The following is a 14,748-nucleotide window of genomic DNA, read 5'->3' on the forward strand; positions in this document are numbered from 1 at the left end:
CCCTATCGCCCCAGCCGGTTGGCGGTGTGCACCGCCCGCAGCACCGCCGCCGCCTTGTTGCGGCATTCGGTGTCCTCGGCGACCGGGTCGGAGTCGGCGACGATCCCGGCGCCCGCCTGCACGTAGGCCGTGCCGTCGCGCAGCAGTGCCGTGCGGATGGCGATGGCGGTGTCGGAGTCGCCGGCGAAGTCGAGGTAGCCGACGCAGCCGCCGTACAGGCCGCGGCGGGAGGGTTCGAGTTCGTCGATGATCTGCAGGGCGCGCGGCTTGGGGGCGCCGGAGAGGGTGCCGGCCGGGAAGCAGGCGGTGAGGACGTCGAAGGCGGTGCGGCCCGGGGCGACCCGTCCGGTGACCGTCGAGACGATGTGCATGACGTGCGAGTAGCGCTCGACGGACATGAAGTCGACGACCTCGACCGAGCCGGGTTCGCAGACGCGCCCGAGGTCGTTGCGCCCGAGGTCGACGAGCATCAGGTGCTCGGCGCGCTCCTTGGGGTCGGCGAGGAGTTCGTCGGCGAGGGCCTGGTCCTCCTGCGGGGTGGCGCCGCGGTGCCGGGTGCCGGCGATGGGGTGGACCATGGCCCGCCCGTCCTCGACCTTGACCAGCGCCTCGGGGGACGAGCCGACGACGTCGAAGCCGTCGAGGCGCAGCAGGTACATGTACGGGGAGGGGTTGGTGGCCCGCAGCACCCGGTACACGTCCAGGGCGCTCGCCGTGCACGGCGTCTCGAAGCGCTGGGAGGGGACGACCTGGAAGGCCTCGCCCGCGCGGATGCGCTCCTTGATGTCCTCGACGGCGTCCTGGAAGTCGGGGCCGCCCCACAGCGCGGTGTACTCGGGCAGCTCGGAGGGCGGCAGGGCGGCCGGGGGCTGGGCCACGGCGCGCGTGAGGTCGGCCTCCATGGCGTCCAGGCGGGCGACCGCATCGGCGTAGGCCTCGTCGACGCCCGTCTCGAGGTCGTTGTGGTTGATCGCGTTGGCGATCAGCAGGACCGTGCCCTCCCAGTGGTCCATGACGGCGAGGTCGCTGGTGAGCAGCATGGTCAGCTCGGGGAGCCTCAGGTCGTCGCGCTCCCCCGGGCCGACCTTCTCCAGGCGGCGCACGATGTCGTAGCCGAGGTAGCCGACCATGCCGCCGGTGAAGGGCGGCAGGGCCAGGTCGTGGGCGAGGTCGCGGGGGGTGTGCAGGGCCTCGACGGTGGCGCGCAGGACGGCGAGCGGGTCGCCGCCGGTGGGGACGCCGACGGGCGGGGTGCCCTGCCAGTGGGCCTCGCCGTCCCGCTCGGTGAGGGTGGCGGCGCTGCGGACGCCGACGAAGGAGTACCGAGACCATTGGAACGCCGTGCGGCCGTTCTCGGCGGACTCCAGCAGGAACGTGCCGGGGCGCTCGGCGGCGAGCTTGCGGTACAGGGCGACCGGGGTGTCGCCGTCGGCGAGGAGTTTGCGGGTGACCGGGACGACCCGGCGGTCGGCGGCCAGCTTGCGGAACGTCTCGAGGTCCATGGCGGCCGACCCTACTGATCCGAGCCCGGTACGCCGGAACCGGCGTCCTCGAGCAGCACGTCGGCGTCGAAGCAGGTGCGGTCGCCGGTGTGGCAGGCGGCGCCGGTCTGGTCGACCTTGACGAGGACGGTGTCGGCGTCGCAGTCCAGGGCGACGGACTTCACCCGCTGGACGTGCCCCGAGGTGTCGCCCTTGACCCAGTACTCCCGGCGGCTGCGCGACCAGTAGGTGCAGCGGCCCGTGGTCAGCGTGCGGTGCAGTGCCTCGTCGTCCATCCAGCCGAGCATCAGCACCTCCCCGGTGTCGTACTGCTGGGCGATGGCGGGTACGAGGCCGTCGGCGTTGCGCTTGAGGCGCGCGGCGATCTCCGGGTCGAGCGGACTGGGGCGCCGGGAGGAGCTGCTGGTCATGACGCCCATTGTGCCGCGCGCGGGGGACGCGCCCCGGCGCCGTCCACTGGGCGGACCCGGTGGACGGTCGTAGGCTGGCTGGCATGTCGACATTCGCGAAGCGTGAACGACTTCTGCTGGCCGACCTGTTGGAGACGGCGGGCCCGGAGGCCCCCACCCTCTGCGAGGGCTGGCGGGCCCGGGACCTCGCCGCGCACGTGGTGGTCCGCGAACGCCGGCCGGACGCCGCCGGCGGCACCCTGATCAAGCAGCTGGCGTCCCGCCTGGACCGGGTGATGGAGGAGTACGCGGCGAAGCCGTACGAGGAGCTGATCCAGCTGATCCGCACCGGCCCGCCCCGGTTCTCGCCGTTCCAGCTCAAGCAGGTCGACGAGGCGGCGAACACGGTGGAGTTCTACATCCACGCCGAGGACGTCCGCCGCGCCCAGCCGGACTGGTCGCCGCGCGAGCTGGACCCGGTCTTCCAGGACACCCTGTGGTCCCGGCTGGAGCGCACCGCCCGCCTGATGGGCCGGGGCATCCCGACGGGCCTGGTGCTGCGCCGCCCGAACGGCCAGACGACGGTCGCCCACCGCGGTACGCCGGTGGTGACGGCGACGGGCGAGCCGTCCGAGCTGCTGCTGTTCGCGTACGGGCGGCAGAGCGCGGCGAAGGTGGAGCTGGAGGGCGAGAAGGACGCGATCGCCAGGCTGAGCGAGACCAAGCAGCTCGGCATCTGAGCCCGGGGTCCGCCGGGCCCGGGGTCCGCTAGCGCGGGAGTTCGGCCCGCCGCACGCCCGGCGCGCACAGGGCGACGACCCCGCCGAGTGCGCAGACCGCGGCGCTGACGGCGAAGACGGGGCCGGTGCCCCAGACGCCGATGGCGGCGGCGGACAGCGGCATGCTCAGCGGTGCGACGCCCAGGCTGACGATCCCGGCGACCGCGGTGACCCGCCCCAGGCAGGCGGGGTCGGACTGGGTCTGCAGCAGGGCCCCGCACATGGCGCCGCTGAGCCCCGTGAGCAGCCCGACGACCACCGCGATGCCGACGGCCACGGGGAGGCCGGGCGCGTGCGCCAGGGCGCCGATCGCGGCCGCGCCGGGGATGATGGCGCCGGCGGCGACGCGTCCGGCGTGCGGCAGGCGCCCTCGCACGGTCAGCAGCAGGGCGGCGGCACCGGCGCCCGTGCCGAATCCCGCGAGCACCCAGCCCATCCCGGAGGCGCCCCAGCCGCGTTCGTCCGCGAGCAGGGTCAGACCCACGTTGAGGGGGCCGACGAAGCCGAGGTCGCCGAGGGCGATGGTCACCATCAGCGGGCCGAGGACGGGGTGCCGGCGGATGTGGCGGAGCCCGGCCACCAGGTCCCGCCACGCGGTGGTGTCCCGCGCGGCGGGCGTGGCGGTCGCGTCGTCGGGGGGCAGCTCGCGGATCCGTACGGAGACCAGCAGCGGCACCGACACCGCGATCAGCAGCCCCGCGAACGCGAAGGCCGTCGCCGCGCCGCCGACCGCCACGCCGAGGCCACCGAGCGGTGCGCCCACGACGGCGGCGAAGCGGGCGGCGAGGCCGCGCATGCCCTGGACGCGGGCGAGCTGGTCCTTGGCCGTGATGCGGGCGGGCAGCGCCCCGACGGCGGGCATGAACACGGCGTCGACGGTGCCGAAGACGACGGCGAGCAGGGCCAGCAGCCACAGTCCCGGGTCGGTCGCGAAGAGCACCGCGGCCACCGCGAGGACGGTGACGCACCGTACGGCGTCGCTGCCGATGACGACCTTGCGCGGCCCCAGCCGGTCGGCGACCACACCGCCGCCGAGCATGAGCAGTGCCCGCGGCACCGCGCTCACGGCCGTGACGACGCCGGCCTCGGCGGGACTGCCGTTCTGCACGGCGGCCCAGGACAGCGCCAGGAAGAAGACGGTGTCCCCGACCATGGAGGCGGCGTAGGCGGCGACCCAGCGCAGCACGTTGGCGTCACGGTGGGCGGGTACGGCAGCGGCGGCGGCCCTCGGTACGAGTGTGTCCGGCACGGACGCGGTCCCCCGTCGGTGGTGTCTCGGGCTAGCGGACAGGATGCCCCGCCGCCCGCAGCGTCTCCTTCACCTCGCCGATGCGCAGGTCGCCGAAGTGGAAGACGGACGCCGCGAGGACCGCGTCCGCGCCCGCCGCGACGGCCGGCGGGAAGTCGGCGAGGCGGCCCGCGCCGCCGGAGGCGATCACCGGGACCGTCACGTGCCTCCGGACGGCCTCGATCATCTCCAGGTCGTAGCCGTCCTTGGTGCCGTCCGCGTCCATCGAGTTGAGCAGGATCTCCCCCGCGCCCAGCTCGGCGGCCCGGTGCGCCCACTCGACCGCGTCGATGCCGGTGCCGCGCCGGCCGCCGTGGGTGGTCACCTCGAAGGTGCCCGCCTCGGTGCGGCGCGCGTCGACCGACAGCACGAGGACCTGGCGGCCGAAGCGCTCGGCGATCTCGCGGATCAGGTCCGGGCGGGCGATGGCCGCGGTGTTGACGCCCACCTTGTCCGCGCCGGCCCGCAGCAACTTGTCGACGTCCTCGGCGGTGCGCACGCCGCCGCCGACGGTCAGCGGGATGAACACCTGCTCGGCGGTGCGGCGCACCACGTCGTAGGTCGTCTCGCGGTTGCCCGACGAGGCGGTGATGTCCAGGAACGTCAGCTCGTCGGCGCCCTCGGCGTCGTACACCTTGGCCATCTCGACGGGGTCGCCCGCGTCGCGCAGGTTCTGGAAGTTGACGCCCTTGACGACCCGGCCGTTGTCCACGTCCAGGCAGGGGATGACTCGGACCGCCAGGGTCATGAATCCACGGCTCCTCTAGCCTCTTGCTGCTCTTGGGCTCTTACTGCTCTCTGAATGCTTCCAGCTCCACCGACACCAGGACCCGCGAGTCGATGAAGCCCTCCACGACCAGCAGGGTCGTGGCCGGGCGCACGGAGTCGAACAGCTCCTTGTGGGCGCGGCCCACCTCGTCGACGTCCCGCGAGTGGGCCAGGTACACCCGGGTCCGGATCACGGACCCGATGCCCAGCCCGAACGCGCCGATCGCCTCGAGGGCGGTGGCGAAGGCCACCTTGGTCTGTTCGTAGGGGTCGCCCTCGCCGTACAGCACGTCGCCCTTGAAGGCGGTCGTGCCCGCCACGACGACACGGTCGCCCGCCGCGACGGCCCGTGCGAAACCGAAGGACTCTTCCCAGGGACTTCCGCTCTGCACGCGCCGTACGGCTTCGGACGTCATGTCGACACAGCCTCCAGGGCCTCTTCCAGGGTGAACGCCTTCGCGTACAGCGCCTTCCCTACGATGGCCCCCTCGACACCGGCCGGGACGAGACCGGCGATGGCGCGCAGGTCGTCCAGGGACGACACACCGCCGGAGGCCACGACCGGGCGGTCGGTGGCCGCGCAGACGTTCTTCAGGAGCTCCAGGTTGGGGCCCTGGAGGGTGCCGTCCTTGGCGATGTCGGTGACGACGTACCGGGCGCAGCCCTCCTTGTTCAGGCGGTCCAGCGTCTCGTAGAGGTCGCCGCCGTCGCGGGTCCAGCCGCGGCCGCGCAGCGTGGTGCCCCGTACGTCCAGGCCGACCGCGATCTTGTCGCCGTGCTCGGCGATGACCTTGGCGACCCACTCGGGGGTCTCCAGGGCGGCCGTGCCGAGGTTGACGCGGGTGCAGCCGGTGGCGAGCGCGGCGGCGAGGGTGTCGTCGTCGCGGATGCCGCCGGACAGCTCGACCTTGATGTCCATGGCCTTCGCGACCTCGGCGATCAGCTCGCGGTTGTCCCCGGTGCCGAACGCGGCGTCCAGGTCGACGAGGTGCAGCCACTCGGCGCCGGAGCGCTGCCAGGCCAGGGCCGCCTCCAGCGGGGAGCCGTAGGACGTCTCGGTGCCGGACTCGCCGTGCACGAGGCGGACGGCCTGGCCGTCGCGGACGTCGACGGCGGGGAGGAGTTCGAGCGTGCTCATCTCTACAGGGTCTCGATCCAGTTGGTGAGGAGCTGGGCTCCGGCGTCGCCGGACTTCTCGGGGTGGAACTGGGTGGCCCACAGGGCGCCGTTCTCCACGGCCGCCACGAAGGGCTTGCCGTGCGTGGACCAGGTGACCTTGGGAGCGGCGATCACCGGGTTGTGCGCCTCCAGGGCCCAGTCGTGGACGGCGTAGGAGTGCACGAAGTAGAAGCGGGCGTCCGCGTCCAGGCCGGCGAAGAGCTGGGAGTCGGCCGGCGCCTCGACGGTGTTCCAGCCCATGTGGGGCACGACGTCGGCCTGGAGGGGGCCGACCGTGCCGGGCCACTCGTCCAGGCCCTCGGCCTCCACGCCGTGCTCGATGCCGCGCGCGAAGAGGATCTGCATGCCGACGCAGATGCCCATCACGGGGCGGCCGCCGGACAGCCGGCGGTCCACGACCCAGTCGCCGCGGGCGGCCCGCAGGCCCTCCATGCAGGCGGCGAAGGCGCCGACGCCGGGGACGAGCAGTCCGTCGGCGTTCATCGCCTTGTCGAAGTCACGGGTGATCTCGACGTCGGCTCCCGCGCGCGCGAGGGCACGCTCGGCGGAACGGACGTTGCCGAAGCCGTAGTCGAAGACGACGACCCGTTTGGCGGGGGCGGTCAATTCCACACCTCCAGCCTCATGACGCCCGCGACGAGGCACAGCGCGGCGCCGATGGAGAGCAGGACGATGAGCTGCGTGGGCATCTTCTGCTTGGCGAAGGAGATGATCCCGCCGACGAGGAACAGGCCGACGAGGATCAGCGCGGTCGAGGTCCCGTTCACAGCGCGCCCTTCGTGGAGGGCAGGATGCCGGCCGCGCGCGGGTCGCGCTCGGACGCGTAGCGAAGGGCCCGGGCGAGCGCCTTGAACTGGCACTCCACGATGTGGTGCGCGTTGCGTCCGTACGGCACGTGCACGTGCAGCGCGATCTGCGCCTGGGCGACGAAGGACTCCAGGATGTGCCGGGTCATCGTGGTGTCGTACTCGCCGATCATCGGCGCCATCTTCTCGGGCTCGGTGTGCACGAGGTAGGGGCGGCCGGACAGGTCGACGGTGACCTGGGCGAGGGACTCGTCCAGCGGGACCGTGCAGTTGCCGAAGCGGTAGATGCCCACCTTGTCGCCGAGGGCCTGCCGGAAGGCGGCGCCCAGCGCGAGGGCGGTGTCCTCGATGGTGTGGTGGGAGTCGATGTGCAGGTCGCCGTCGGTCTTCACGGTGAGGTCGAACAGACCGTGCCGGCCGAGCTGGTCGAGCATGTGGTCGTAGAACCCGACGCCGGTGGCGATGTCGGTCCTGCCGGTGCCGTCGAGATCGATCTCGACGAGGACCGAGGTCTCCTTGGTCGTGCGCTCCACGCGCCCTACGCGGCTCATGTGCTCTGCTCCTTCTTGACTTCACGTACCGCGTCGAGGAACGCGTCGTTCTCCTCCGGGGTGCCGGCGGTCACCCGCAGCCATCCCGGTACGCCGTTGTCCCGGACCAGGACGCCCCGGTCGAGGATCTCCCGCCAGACGGCGTGCGCGTCCGCGAACCGCCCGAACTGGACGAAGTTGGCGTCGGACTCGGTCACCTCGTAGCCGATGGCCCGCAGTTCGGCGACCAGCCGGTCCCGCTCGGTCTTCAGCTGCTCGACGTACTTCAGCAGCGTGTCCGTGTGCTCCAGGGCGGCCAGCGCGGTCGCCTGGGTCACGGCCGAGAGGTGGTACGGCAGCCGGACGAGCTGGACGGCGTCCACGACGGCCGGGTGCGCGGCGAGGTAGCCGAGGCGCAGGCCCGCCGCGCCGAACGCCTTCGACATCGTGCGGGAGACGACGAGGTTCGGCCGGCCGTCGAGCAGCGGCAGCAGCGAGGCGCCGTGGCTGAACTCGATGTAGGCCTCGTCCACGATCACCATGGACGGCTTCGCCGCCTGCGCGGCCTCGTAGAGGGCGAGGACCGTCTCGGGCGGGACCGCGTTGCCCGTGGGGTTGTTGGGGGTCGTGACGAACACGACGTCCGGGCGGTGCTCGGCGATCGCCCGCTCGGCGGCGGGCACGTCGATGGTGAAGTCGTCATGGCGCGGGCCGGAGATCCAGCCCGTGCCGGTGCCGCGCGCGATGAGGGCGTGCATCGAGTACGACGGCTCGAAGCCGATCGCGGTGCGGCCCGGGCCGCCGAAGGTCTGCAGCAGCTGCTGGATGACCTCGTTGGAGCCGTTGGCCGCCCAGACGTTGCTCACGTCCAGGGGGTGTCCGGACGTCTTCGTCAGGTACTCGGCGAGCTTGGCGCGCAGCTCGACCGCGTCCCGGTCCGGGTAGCGGTTGAGGTTCCGGGCGGCCTCGCGGACCCGCTCGGTGATCCGCTCGACCAGTGCCTCGGGCAGCGGATAGGGGTTCTCGTTGGTGTTCAGCCGTACGGGCACGTCCAGCTGGGGCGCGCCGTAGGGGGACTTGCCGCGCAGCTCGTCCCGTACGGGGAGATCGTCGATGCCGAACGTCACTTGCTTTCCGGAACCTTCCAGTCGAACCGGGCCTTGATCGCCGCGCCGTGCGCGGGCAGGTCCTCCGCCTCCGCCAGCGTCACCACGTGGTGCGCGACCTCGGCCAGCGCGTCCCGCGTGTAGTCGACGATGTGGATGCCGCGCAGGAAGGACTGGACCGACAGGCCCGAGGAGTGGCAGGCGCAGCCGCCGGTGGGCAGGACGTGGTTGGACCCGGCCGCGTAGTCGCCGAGGGAGACGGGGGCCCAGGGGCCGACGAAGATCGCGCCGGCGTTCTTCACGCGCTCGGCGACGGCGGCGGCGTCGGCGGTCTGGATCTCCAGGTGCTCGGCGCCGTAGGCGTCGACCACGCGCAGGCCCTCGTCGATGCCGTCGACCAGCACGATCGCGGACTGGCGGCCCTTGAGCGCGGGGACGATCCGGTCGTCGACGTGCTTGGTGGCCGCGACCTGCGGCTCCAGCTCCCGCTCGACCGCGTCGGCCAGCTCCGGGGAGTCGGTGACGAGGACGGCGGCCGCCAGCGGGTCGTGCTCGGCCTGGCTGATCAGGTCGGAGGCGACGTGCGCCGGGTCGGCGGTGGCGTCGGCGAGGACCGCGATCTCGGTCGGGCCGGCCTCGGCGTCGATGCCGATCCGGCCGGTGAAGTACCGCTTGGCGGCGGCGACCCAGATGTTGCCGGGGCCGGTGACCATGTTGGCGGGCGGGCAGGACTCGGTGCCGTAGGCGAACATCGCGACGGCGGTGGCGCCGCCGGCCGCGTACACCTCGTCGACGCCGAGCAGGGCGCAGGCGGCGAGGATCGTCGGGTGCGGCAGGCCGCCGAACTCGGCCTGCGCCGGGGAGGCGAGCGCGATCGACCCGACGCCGGCCTCCTGCGCGGGCACGACGTTCATGACCACGGACGACGGATACACGGAGCGACCACCGGGCGCGTACAGGCCGACCCGCTCGACCGGCACCCACTTCTCGGTGACCGAGCCGCCGGGCACCACCTGGGTGGTGTGGGTCGTACGGCGCTGCTCGCGGTGGACGAGGCGGGCGCGGCGGACGGACTCCTCCAGGGCCGCGCGCACGGCCGGGTCGAGCTCCTCCAGCGCGCGCGTGAGCGCGGCGGCCGGGACCCGCACCTGGTCGAGCCTGACGCCGTCGAACTGCTCGGCGAAGTCGATCAGCGCCGCGTCGCCACGATGATGCACGGCCTCGCAGATCGGACGCACCTTCTCCAGGGCGGCCGCGACGTCGAAGTCGGCTCGGGGCAGCAGGTCGCGCAGGGCGGGGCCCTCGGGGAGGGCGTCGCCGCGCAGATCGATTCGGGAGATCACGGAACCAATTCTCTCAGACCCGCGTCGGAGACCGTTCGCGCGTATCAATGGCTGATACGGAAAGCGACGGCTCGTCACGGCCGGCCGCGGAGCCCGGCGAATCACCCTCACGTTGGGTGTTCGGAGCGTCACCCAGCGGGCATGAACGGTTGTACGAAGCGTGAGTGACCCGCGAGTAGCCGGGGAGGGAGTGAAGCGCCGTGACCGAGGGGGACGGCCGCCGTGACGGAGAGCTGCCGGAGGATCTGACCGCCGTGGAGGCGGGCATGTGGCAGGCCTTCCGCAACGGCAGCGTGTACGACCTGAGCAGCGGGGACGCGTTCGTCGACGATCCGCACGGCGGGCAGCCGTGGGGACCCGAGCGGACCGTGCGGGCCCGCATCGTGTGCTGGCTGCTGCTCGACGGTCCGCCCGCGCTCGCGGGCCGCGTGTCCTCGCTGCAGCTCGTGGGCGTGCAGATCAGCGACACGATGGATCTCGCGGGCGGCACGGTGGTGCCGTACGTGGAGCTGCGGGGCTGCCGCTTCGAGCGGGAGGTCCTGCTGCCCGAGACCCGCTTCACGACCCTGCGGATGGTGGACTGCTCGGTGCCGCGGCTGGAGGCGGCCCGGCTGCACACCGAGGGCGATCTGCACCTGCCGCGCTGCCGGTTCCCCGGCGGGATCCGGCTCACCGACGCCCGGATAGGCACCGACCTGCTGCTCAACCAGGCGGTCGTGCACCGGGACCGCAGCGGCCGTTCCATCGCCGCGGACGGCATGTCCGTCGGCCAGGACCTCCAGGCCGAGATGCTGGAGTCGTACGGCGAGGTGAGCCTGCGCAGCGCCCAGGTCGGCGTCTCCCTGAGCCTGCGCGGCGCCCGGCTGCTCAACCCGTACACGCGGCACGCGCTGAACGCCCCGCGGCTGGCGGTGGAACGCACGCTGTACCTGACACCGGCGGGCCTGGGCAGTCCGATGCTGCGGGGCACCACTCCGGTGCAGGGGACACGGATCCAGGTCTTCGAGTGCGAGGGCGGGGTGCGGCTGGACGACGGGCGGTTCGGCGACGCGGTCGACTTCGAGCACGCCCGGTTCACCTTCACCGACGACCAGGAGCTGTCGTTGCGCCGGGTGCAGACGCCCGAGCTGCGCTTCCTGGGCGAGCGGCCGGCGCGGGGGCGGGTGGTGCTGTCGGGGGCGCGGGTGGTCAACCTGATGGACCGGGCGGACAGCTGGCCGGGCCCGGGCCGGCTGCAGATGGGCGGCTTCTCCTACGAGAACCTGGTGCCGCGGGGGCCGTTCCCGCTGGCGAAGCGGCTGCGGTGGGTGGGTGCCGCGACCGCCGAGTACCACCCGGAGCCGTACGAGCGCCTCGCCGCCGTGCTGCGGGCCTGCGGCGAGGACGAGGACGCCCGCGAGGTGCTGCTCGCCAAGCACCGCCGGCGCCGCGAGAGCCTGCCGCTCGCCGCGAAGCTGGTCGGGTACGCGCAGGACTGGACGGTCGCCTACGGCTACCGGCCGGGGCGGGCCGCGGTGTGGATGGCGGTGCTGTGGGCGGCGGGCTCCCTCGCCTTCTCGCGCGCCGGTCATCCGCCGGTCAGGAGCGGTGAGCATCCGGACTGGAACCCGGCCCTGTTCGCCCTCGACCTGTTGCTGCCGGTCATCGACCTGGGCCAGGTGGGCTCCTGGCAGCTGCGCGGCGGCTGGCAGTGGCTGGCGGCGGTGATGATCCTGTTCGGCTGGATCCTCGCCACGACGGTCACGGCCGGCGCGACGAGACTCCTGCGCCGCAACTGACCCCGACGGCACCACCCCGCCCCCGGACCGCAGCCGCCGACGGCGAGCACGCCCCCGGGGGACCACCCGCACCCGACGACGGACCCGCGTTCGCCTTCGGGTGGTGCGGGTGGGAACACACGGGCCGAAGACGGAGCCGAGAGGGCCACGTGGGGACCCGCGCAACCATCCCGCGCCGTCGGCCGTCGTACTGGCCATGCTGCGCGCGTTCCTCCGTACGTCGCGGCCCGCCGCCGCACCGACCGCCGACGACGAGGCCGACGTGCTCCTCGACGCCCCCGACGACCGTCTCGCCCCCGCCCTGGTCGCCGCGGCCCACGGCGAGTACGGCCCCGCGGCCGCCCTGCTCGCCGGCACCCGGGCGAACGCCGAGTGGGAGCACCGCGACCGCTACGCCACCCGCCTGGCCGCCTTCGCCCGCTCCCGCTCCGAATGGCTCGGGCACTGGCACACCGCCGCTCCGGACGACCCCGACGCCCTGCTGGTCCGGGCCCGGCTGGCCGTGGACCGCTGCTGGGACTCACCGGCCCGTGCCGAACTGCTGCGCCAGGTGGGTCCGGCGGTCACGGCCGCCACCGAGGCCGGTGGTCCCGACCCGGTGCCGTGGCACGTCGCGCTGGACGCCGCCCGGGGCGCGCACGCGGGACACGCCGAGTTCGAGCGGCTGTGGGGGCAGGCGGTCCGCCGCTCCCCGCTCCACTACGGCTGCCACGTCGCCGCCCTGGAGTACCTGGCGGCCGCCTCCCCCCGCGCGCACCGCGAGTGCCTCGACTTCGCCGAGACGGCCGCGCAGGACGCCCCCGAGGACGCGCTCGTACGCGCCCTGCCGGTGCGGGCGGTCCTCGCCTGCCTGACCCGCGACGGCCAGGCGTCCGGCCGGGGCCCGGTGCCCGGCGTGGAGCGGTCCCGGCTGGACGCGGCGGCCGACCTCGCGATCGCCCTGTCGGCCGCGTACCCGGCGGCGGACCCCTGGCCGGCGGAGCTGCGCAACCTGCTGACGTACGTCCTGGTCCGCCTGGAGCGCCCGCGGGACGCGGCGGACCAGCTGCGGCTGACCGGTCCGTACGTCACGTCCTTCCCGTGGGACCGGGACGCGGACGACCCGCTCGGCCGGTTCCTCCAGGTGCGCGGGAACGTCCGTGCGGCGGTGCGGCCACGGGGGTGACGGAGGGTTCGCGCCATCCACGAAGTGGGCACGGCGGTCGCGTCCGCCCCGGCGGCCGTTAGGCTTCTGCGTCGTGACCACCGTCCGGCTCCCCCTCTTCCCGCTGAACTCGGTGCTGTTCCCGGGGCTGGTGCTCCCGCTGAACGTCTTCGAGGAGCGCTATCGCGCCATGATGCGCGAGTTGCTGAAGACCCCCGAGGAAGAACCGCGCCGGTTTGCCGTCGTGGCGATCCGCGACGGCCACGAGGTCGCCCCGAGCGCCCCCGGTATGCCCGACCCGACGGCCGTGCCCGAGCGCGGGCCCACGGCCGGGTTCGGCCCGGACCCGGCCAAGGCGTTCCACAAGGTGGCCTGCATCGCGGACGCCGCGACGATCCGGGAGCGGGCCGACGGCACCTTCGAGGTGCTGGCGACCGGGACGAACCGGGTGCGCGTGCTGTCGGTGGACACCTCGGGGCCCTTCCTGACGGCCGAGCTCGAACCGCTGGCCGAGGAGCTCGGGGACGAGGCGGGAGCGCTGGCCGAAGGGGTGCTGCGATCGTTCCGCCAGTACCAGAAGCGGCTGGCGGGGGCCCGCGAGCGCTCGCTGGCGACCGGCGCGGACCTGCCGGACGAACCGGGCGTGGTCTCCTACCTGGTCGCCGCCGCGATGACGCTGGACACACCGACCAAGCAGCGCCTGCTCCAGGCACCGGACACCGCGTCCCGGCTGCGCGACGAGCTGAAACTCCTTCGCACCGAGACCGCCATCATCCGTACGCTGCCCTCGTTGCCGGCGTTCGACCTGACGCGCGGCCCGACGAGTTTCAACTGAGGTACCGGCCCGGATGGCGAAGAAGTCGAAGAAGCAGCAGTCGGGAGGAACTCCCGCGACGGTGGCCCTCACGGCGGCCGGGGTGGCGTACACGGTGCACGCCTACGACCACGACCCGGCCCATCCGTCCTACGGCGAGGAGGCGGCCGAGGCGATGGGGGTCTCGCCGGAGCGCGTCTTCAAGACCCTGGTGGCGGACGTCGACGGCGCGCTGACGGTGGCGGTGGTCCCGGTGGCGGGCCAGCTGGACCTGAAGGCGCTGGCGTCCACGGTCGGCGGCAAGCGGGCGGCGATGGCCGACCCGGCCCTGGCGGAGCGCACCACGGGTTACGTGCGGGGCGGCATCTCCCCCCTCGGCCAGCGCAAGCGGCTCCCGACGGTCCTGGACGCGTCGGCGTCCCACCACGCCACGATCTGCGTCTCCGCGGGCCGCCGCGGCCTGGAGGTCGAGCTGTCCCCCGACGACCTGGCGAAGCTGACGGACGCGGTCCTCGCCCCCGTCGGCCGCGCCTGACCTCCCGGCGGACGACCCGTCCCGCGCCGTCCGGGCACCACGGCGCGGCGTGCGGGAGGGGCCCCTGCCCGGACTCCTACGCGGAATCCCCGCCGTAGGGCCCCCGCGGGAACTGCGGCGGGTGGTACGGCTGATGCCGGTCGTACGGGTCGGGGTCCCGGGGACCGAACAGGCCCGTCAGCCCCAGGTGCACCACGAGAGCGGTGAACGGCCAGGCCAGCCACACCCCCTTCGCCCCCAGCTTCAGCGGTGCGGAGAACGTCGCTCCCTTGCCCGCCTCCCGCGCGTGGGCGACCACGTCCTGCCCGGGCCCCAGCCACACCCCGACCCGCCACGCCAGCAGCGACCCGAGGAAGGCGCCGACGCCCAGCGCCACCACCAGCGGCACACCCCCGCGCCGCCGCAGCAGGAAGACGGCCAGCCCGCTGAGCACCCCGAACCCGAGCGCGAGCAGCATGAACGTGCCGTCGACCCCGACGGCCTGCTCGCCCTCGGAGTCCTTCAGGTAGACCACCCAGCTGCCGTCCACCACGTCACCGACGAGCGGCACGCTCGGCGCCAGCCACCACCACAACACGCCCAGCAGGGCACCGGAGAGGGCCACCGCCACCAGGGTCACGGCGGCCTGCCGCGCTTCGGTCAGCATCCCGGGCCCGTCCTGTTCGCCATGAGGGTCGTACGCGGTGCCCACCGCGTACGCGCCCACGGGCGGCGGCACCGGCCCGCCGTGGGACGACGAGTGTTCGTTCGGCGGCGGAGGAGGAGTCAGTGGTGCGGTCACGTTGCC

At 73.6% G+C, this 14,748-nt stretch carries 16 protein-coding genes and 1 pseudogene; 5 read left to right on the forward strand and 12 right to left on the reverse strand.

Features of this window, described 5'->3' with window-relative positions:
• Positions 1-2: 2 nt before the first annotated feature.
• Positions 3-1,502, reverse strand: coding sequence for an anthranilate synthase component I (locus ACIRFH_RS14455; RefSeq protein ID WP_403520288.1), 1,500 nt, complete (start codon positions 1,500-1,502; stop codon positions 3-5).
• Positions 1,503-1,513: 11 nt separating this feature from the next.
• Positions 1,514-1,921 carry a phosphoribosyl-AMP cyclohydrolase gene (hisI, locus tag ACIRFH_RS14460; RefSeq protein ID WP_403520290.1) on the reverse strand — a complete coding sequence of 136 codons (408 nt, stop codon included), beginning with the start codon at positions 1,919-1,921 and terminating at the stop codon, positions 1,514-1,516.
• Between the two features lie 74 nt (positions 1,922-1,995).
• Between hisI and ACIRFH_RS14465 the strand changes: the two genes are divergently transcribed.
• Complete coding sequence (locus ACIRFH_RS14465) at positions 1,996-2,631, forward strand: TIGR03085 family metal-binding protein (protein ID WP_403520292.1); 636 nt, start codon at positions 1,996-1,998, stop codon at positions 2,629-2,631.
• A 28-nt stretch (positions 2,632-2,659) separates the two neighbouring features.
• On the opposite strand, the gene ACIRFH_RS14470 is transcribed toward ACIRFH_RS14465, so the two are convergent.
• The 9 genes from ACIRFH_RS14470 to hisD are packed head-to-tail and all read right to left on the reverse strand — an operon-like array spanning position 2,660 to position 9,690.
• Positions 2,660-3,919, reverse strand: coding sequence for an MFS transporter (locus ACIRFH_RS14470; RefSeq protein ID WP_403520294.1), 1,260 nt, complete (start codon positions 3,917-3,919; stop codon positions 2,660-2,662).
• A gap of 31 nt (positions 3,920-3,950) precedes the next feature.
• Positions 3,951-4,706 (reverse strand): imidazole glycerol phosphate synthase subunit HisF, encoded by a 756-nt coding sequence (hisF, locus tag ACIRFH_RS14475; protein ID WP_403520296.1) that lies wholly within the window; start codon positions 4,704-4,706, stop codon positions 3,951-3,953.
• 40 nt (positions 4,707-4,746) lie between these two features.
• Entirely contained in the window at positions 4,747-5,142 is a 396-nt protein-coding gene (locus ACIRFH_RS14480) for a RidA family protein (RefSeq protein WP_403520297.1), read from the reverse strand.
• A complete protein-coding gene (gene priA / locus ACIRFH_RS14485; RefSeq protein WP_403520298.1) occupies positions 5,139-5,864 on the reverse strand; it encodes a bifunctional 1-(5-phosphoribosyl)-5-((5-phosphoribosylamino)methylideneamino)imidazole-4-carboxamide isomerase/phosphoribosylanthranilate isomerase PriA in 726 nt (241 codons plus the stop codon). The genes ACIRFH_RS14480 and priA overlap by 4 nt, the downstream gene beginning before the upstream one ends.
• Before the next feature lie 2 nt (positions 5,865-5,866).
• Positions 5,867-6,511 carry an imidazole glycerol phosphate synthase subunit HisH gene (gene hisH / locus ACIRFH_RS14490; protein ID WP_403520479.1) on the reverse strand — a complete coding sequence of 215 codons (645 nt, stop codon included), beginning with the start codon at positions 6,509-6,511 and terminating at the stop codon, positions 5,867-5,869.
• Complete coding sequence (locus tag ACIRFH_RS14495; RefSeq protein WP_403520299.1) at positions 6,508-6,672, reverse strand: hypothetical protein; 165 nt, start codon at positions 6,670-6,672, stop codon at positions 6,508-6,510. The genes hisH and ACIRFH_RS14495 overlap by 4 nt, the downstream gene beginning before the upstream one ends.
• On the reverse strand, positions 6,669-7,262 hold the full coding sequence (gene hisB, locus ACIRFH_RS14500) for an imidazoleglycerol-phosphate dehydratase HisB (RefSeq protein WP_190017708.1): 594 nt from the start codon (positions 7,260-7,262) through the stop codon (positions 6,669-6,671). The genes ACIRFH_RS14495 and hisB overlap by 4 nt, the downstream gene beginning before the upstream one ends.
• Complete coding sequence (locus ACIRFH_RS14505; protein WP_403520300.1) at positions 7,259-8,368, reverse strand: histidinol-phosphate transaminase; 1,110 nt, start codon at positions 8,366-8,368, stop codon at positions 7,259-7,261. Before ACIRFH_RS14505 ends, hisB begins: the two co-directional genes overlap by 4 nt.
• Positions 8,365-9,690, reverse strand: coding sequence for a histidinol dehydrogenase (hisD, locus tag ACIRFH_RS14510; protein ID WP_403520302.1), 1,326 nt, complete (start codon positions 9,688-9,690; stop codon positions 8,365-8,367). The genes ACIRFH_RS14505 and hisD overlap by 4 nt, the downstream gene beginning before the upstream one ends.
• Before the next feature lie 200 nt (positions 9,691-9,890).
• Here hisD and ACIRFH_RS14515 point away from each other — a divergent pair, with 200 nt between their 5' ends.
• The 4 genes and pseudogenes from ACIRFH_RS14515 to ybaK all read left to right on the forward strand — a co-directional run bounded on the left by ACIRFH_RS14515 (position 9,891) and on the right by ybaK (position 13,961).
• Complete coding sequence (locus ACIRFH_RS14515; RefSeq protein ID WP_403520304.1) at positions 9,891-11,468, forward strand: oxidoreductase; 1,578 nt, start codon at positions 9,891-9,893, stop codon at positions 11,466-11,468.
• Between the two features lie 196 nt (positions 11,469-11,664).
• Positions 11,665-12,695: pseudogene (locus ACIRFH_RS14520) on the forward strand (hypothetical protein).
• 11 nt (positions 12,696-12,706) lie between these two features.
• Positions 12,707-13,447 (forward strand): LON peptidase substrate-binding domain-containing protein, encoded by a 741-nt coding sequence (locus ACIRFH_RS14525; protein WP_403520306.1) that lies wholly within the window; start codon positions 12,707-12,709, stop codon positions 13,445-13,447.
• Positions 13,448-13,460: 13 nt separating this feature from the next.
• Positions 13,461-13,961 carry a Cys-tRNA(Pro) deacylase gene (ybaK, locus tag ACIRFH_RS14530; RefSeq protein ID WP_403520308.1) on the forward strand — a complete coding sequence of 167 codons (501 nt, stop codon included), beginning with the start codon at positions 13,461-13,463 and terminating at the stop codon, positions 13,959-13,961.
• Between the two features lie 76 nt (positions 13,962-14,037).
• Here ybaK and ACIRFH_RS14535 read toward each other — a convergent pair whose 3' ends face one another.
• A complete protein-coding gene (locus tag ACIRFH_RS14535; protein WP_403520310.1) occupies positions 14,038-14,742 on the reverse strand; it encodes an AAA family ATPase in 705 nt (234 codons plus the stop codon).
• Positions 14,743-14,748: the final 6 nt, after the last annotated feature.

Origin of the sequence: Streptomyces sp. NPDC093586, assembly GCF_044764905.1 — a bacterium.
Lineage (GTDB): Bacteria > Actinomycetota > Actinomycetes > Streptomycetales > Streptomycetaceae > Streptomyces.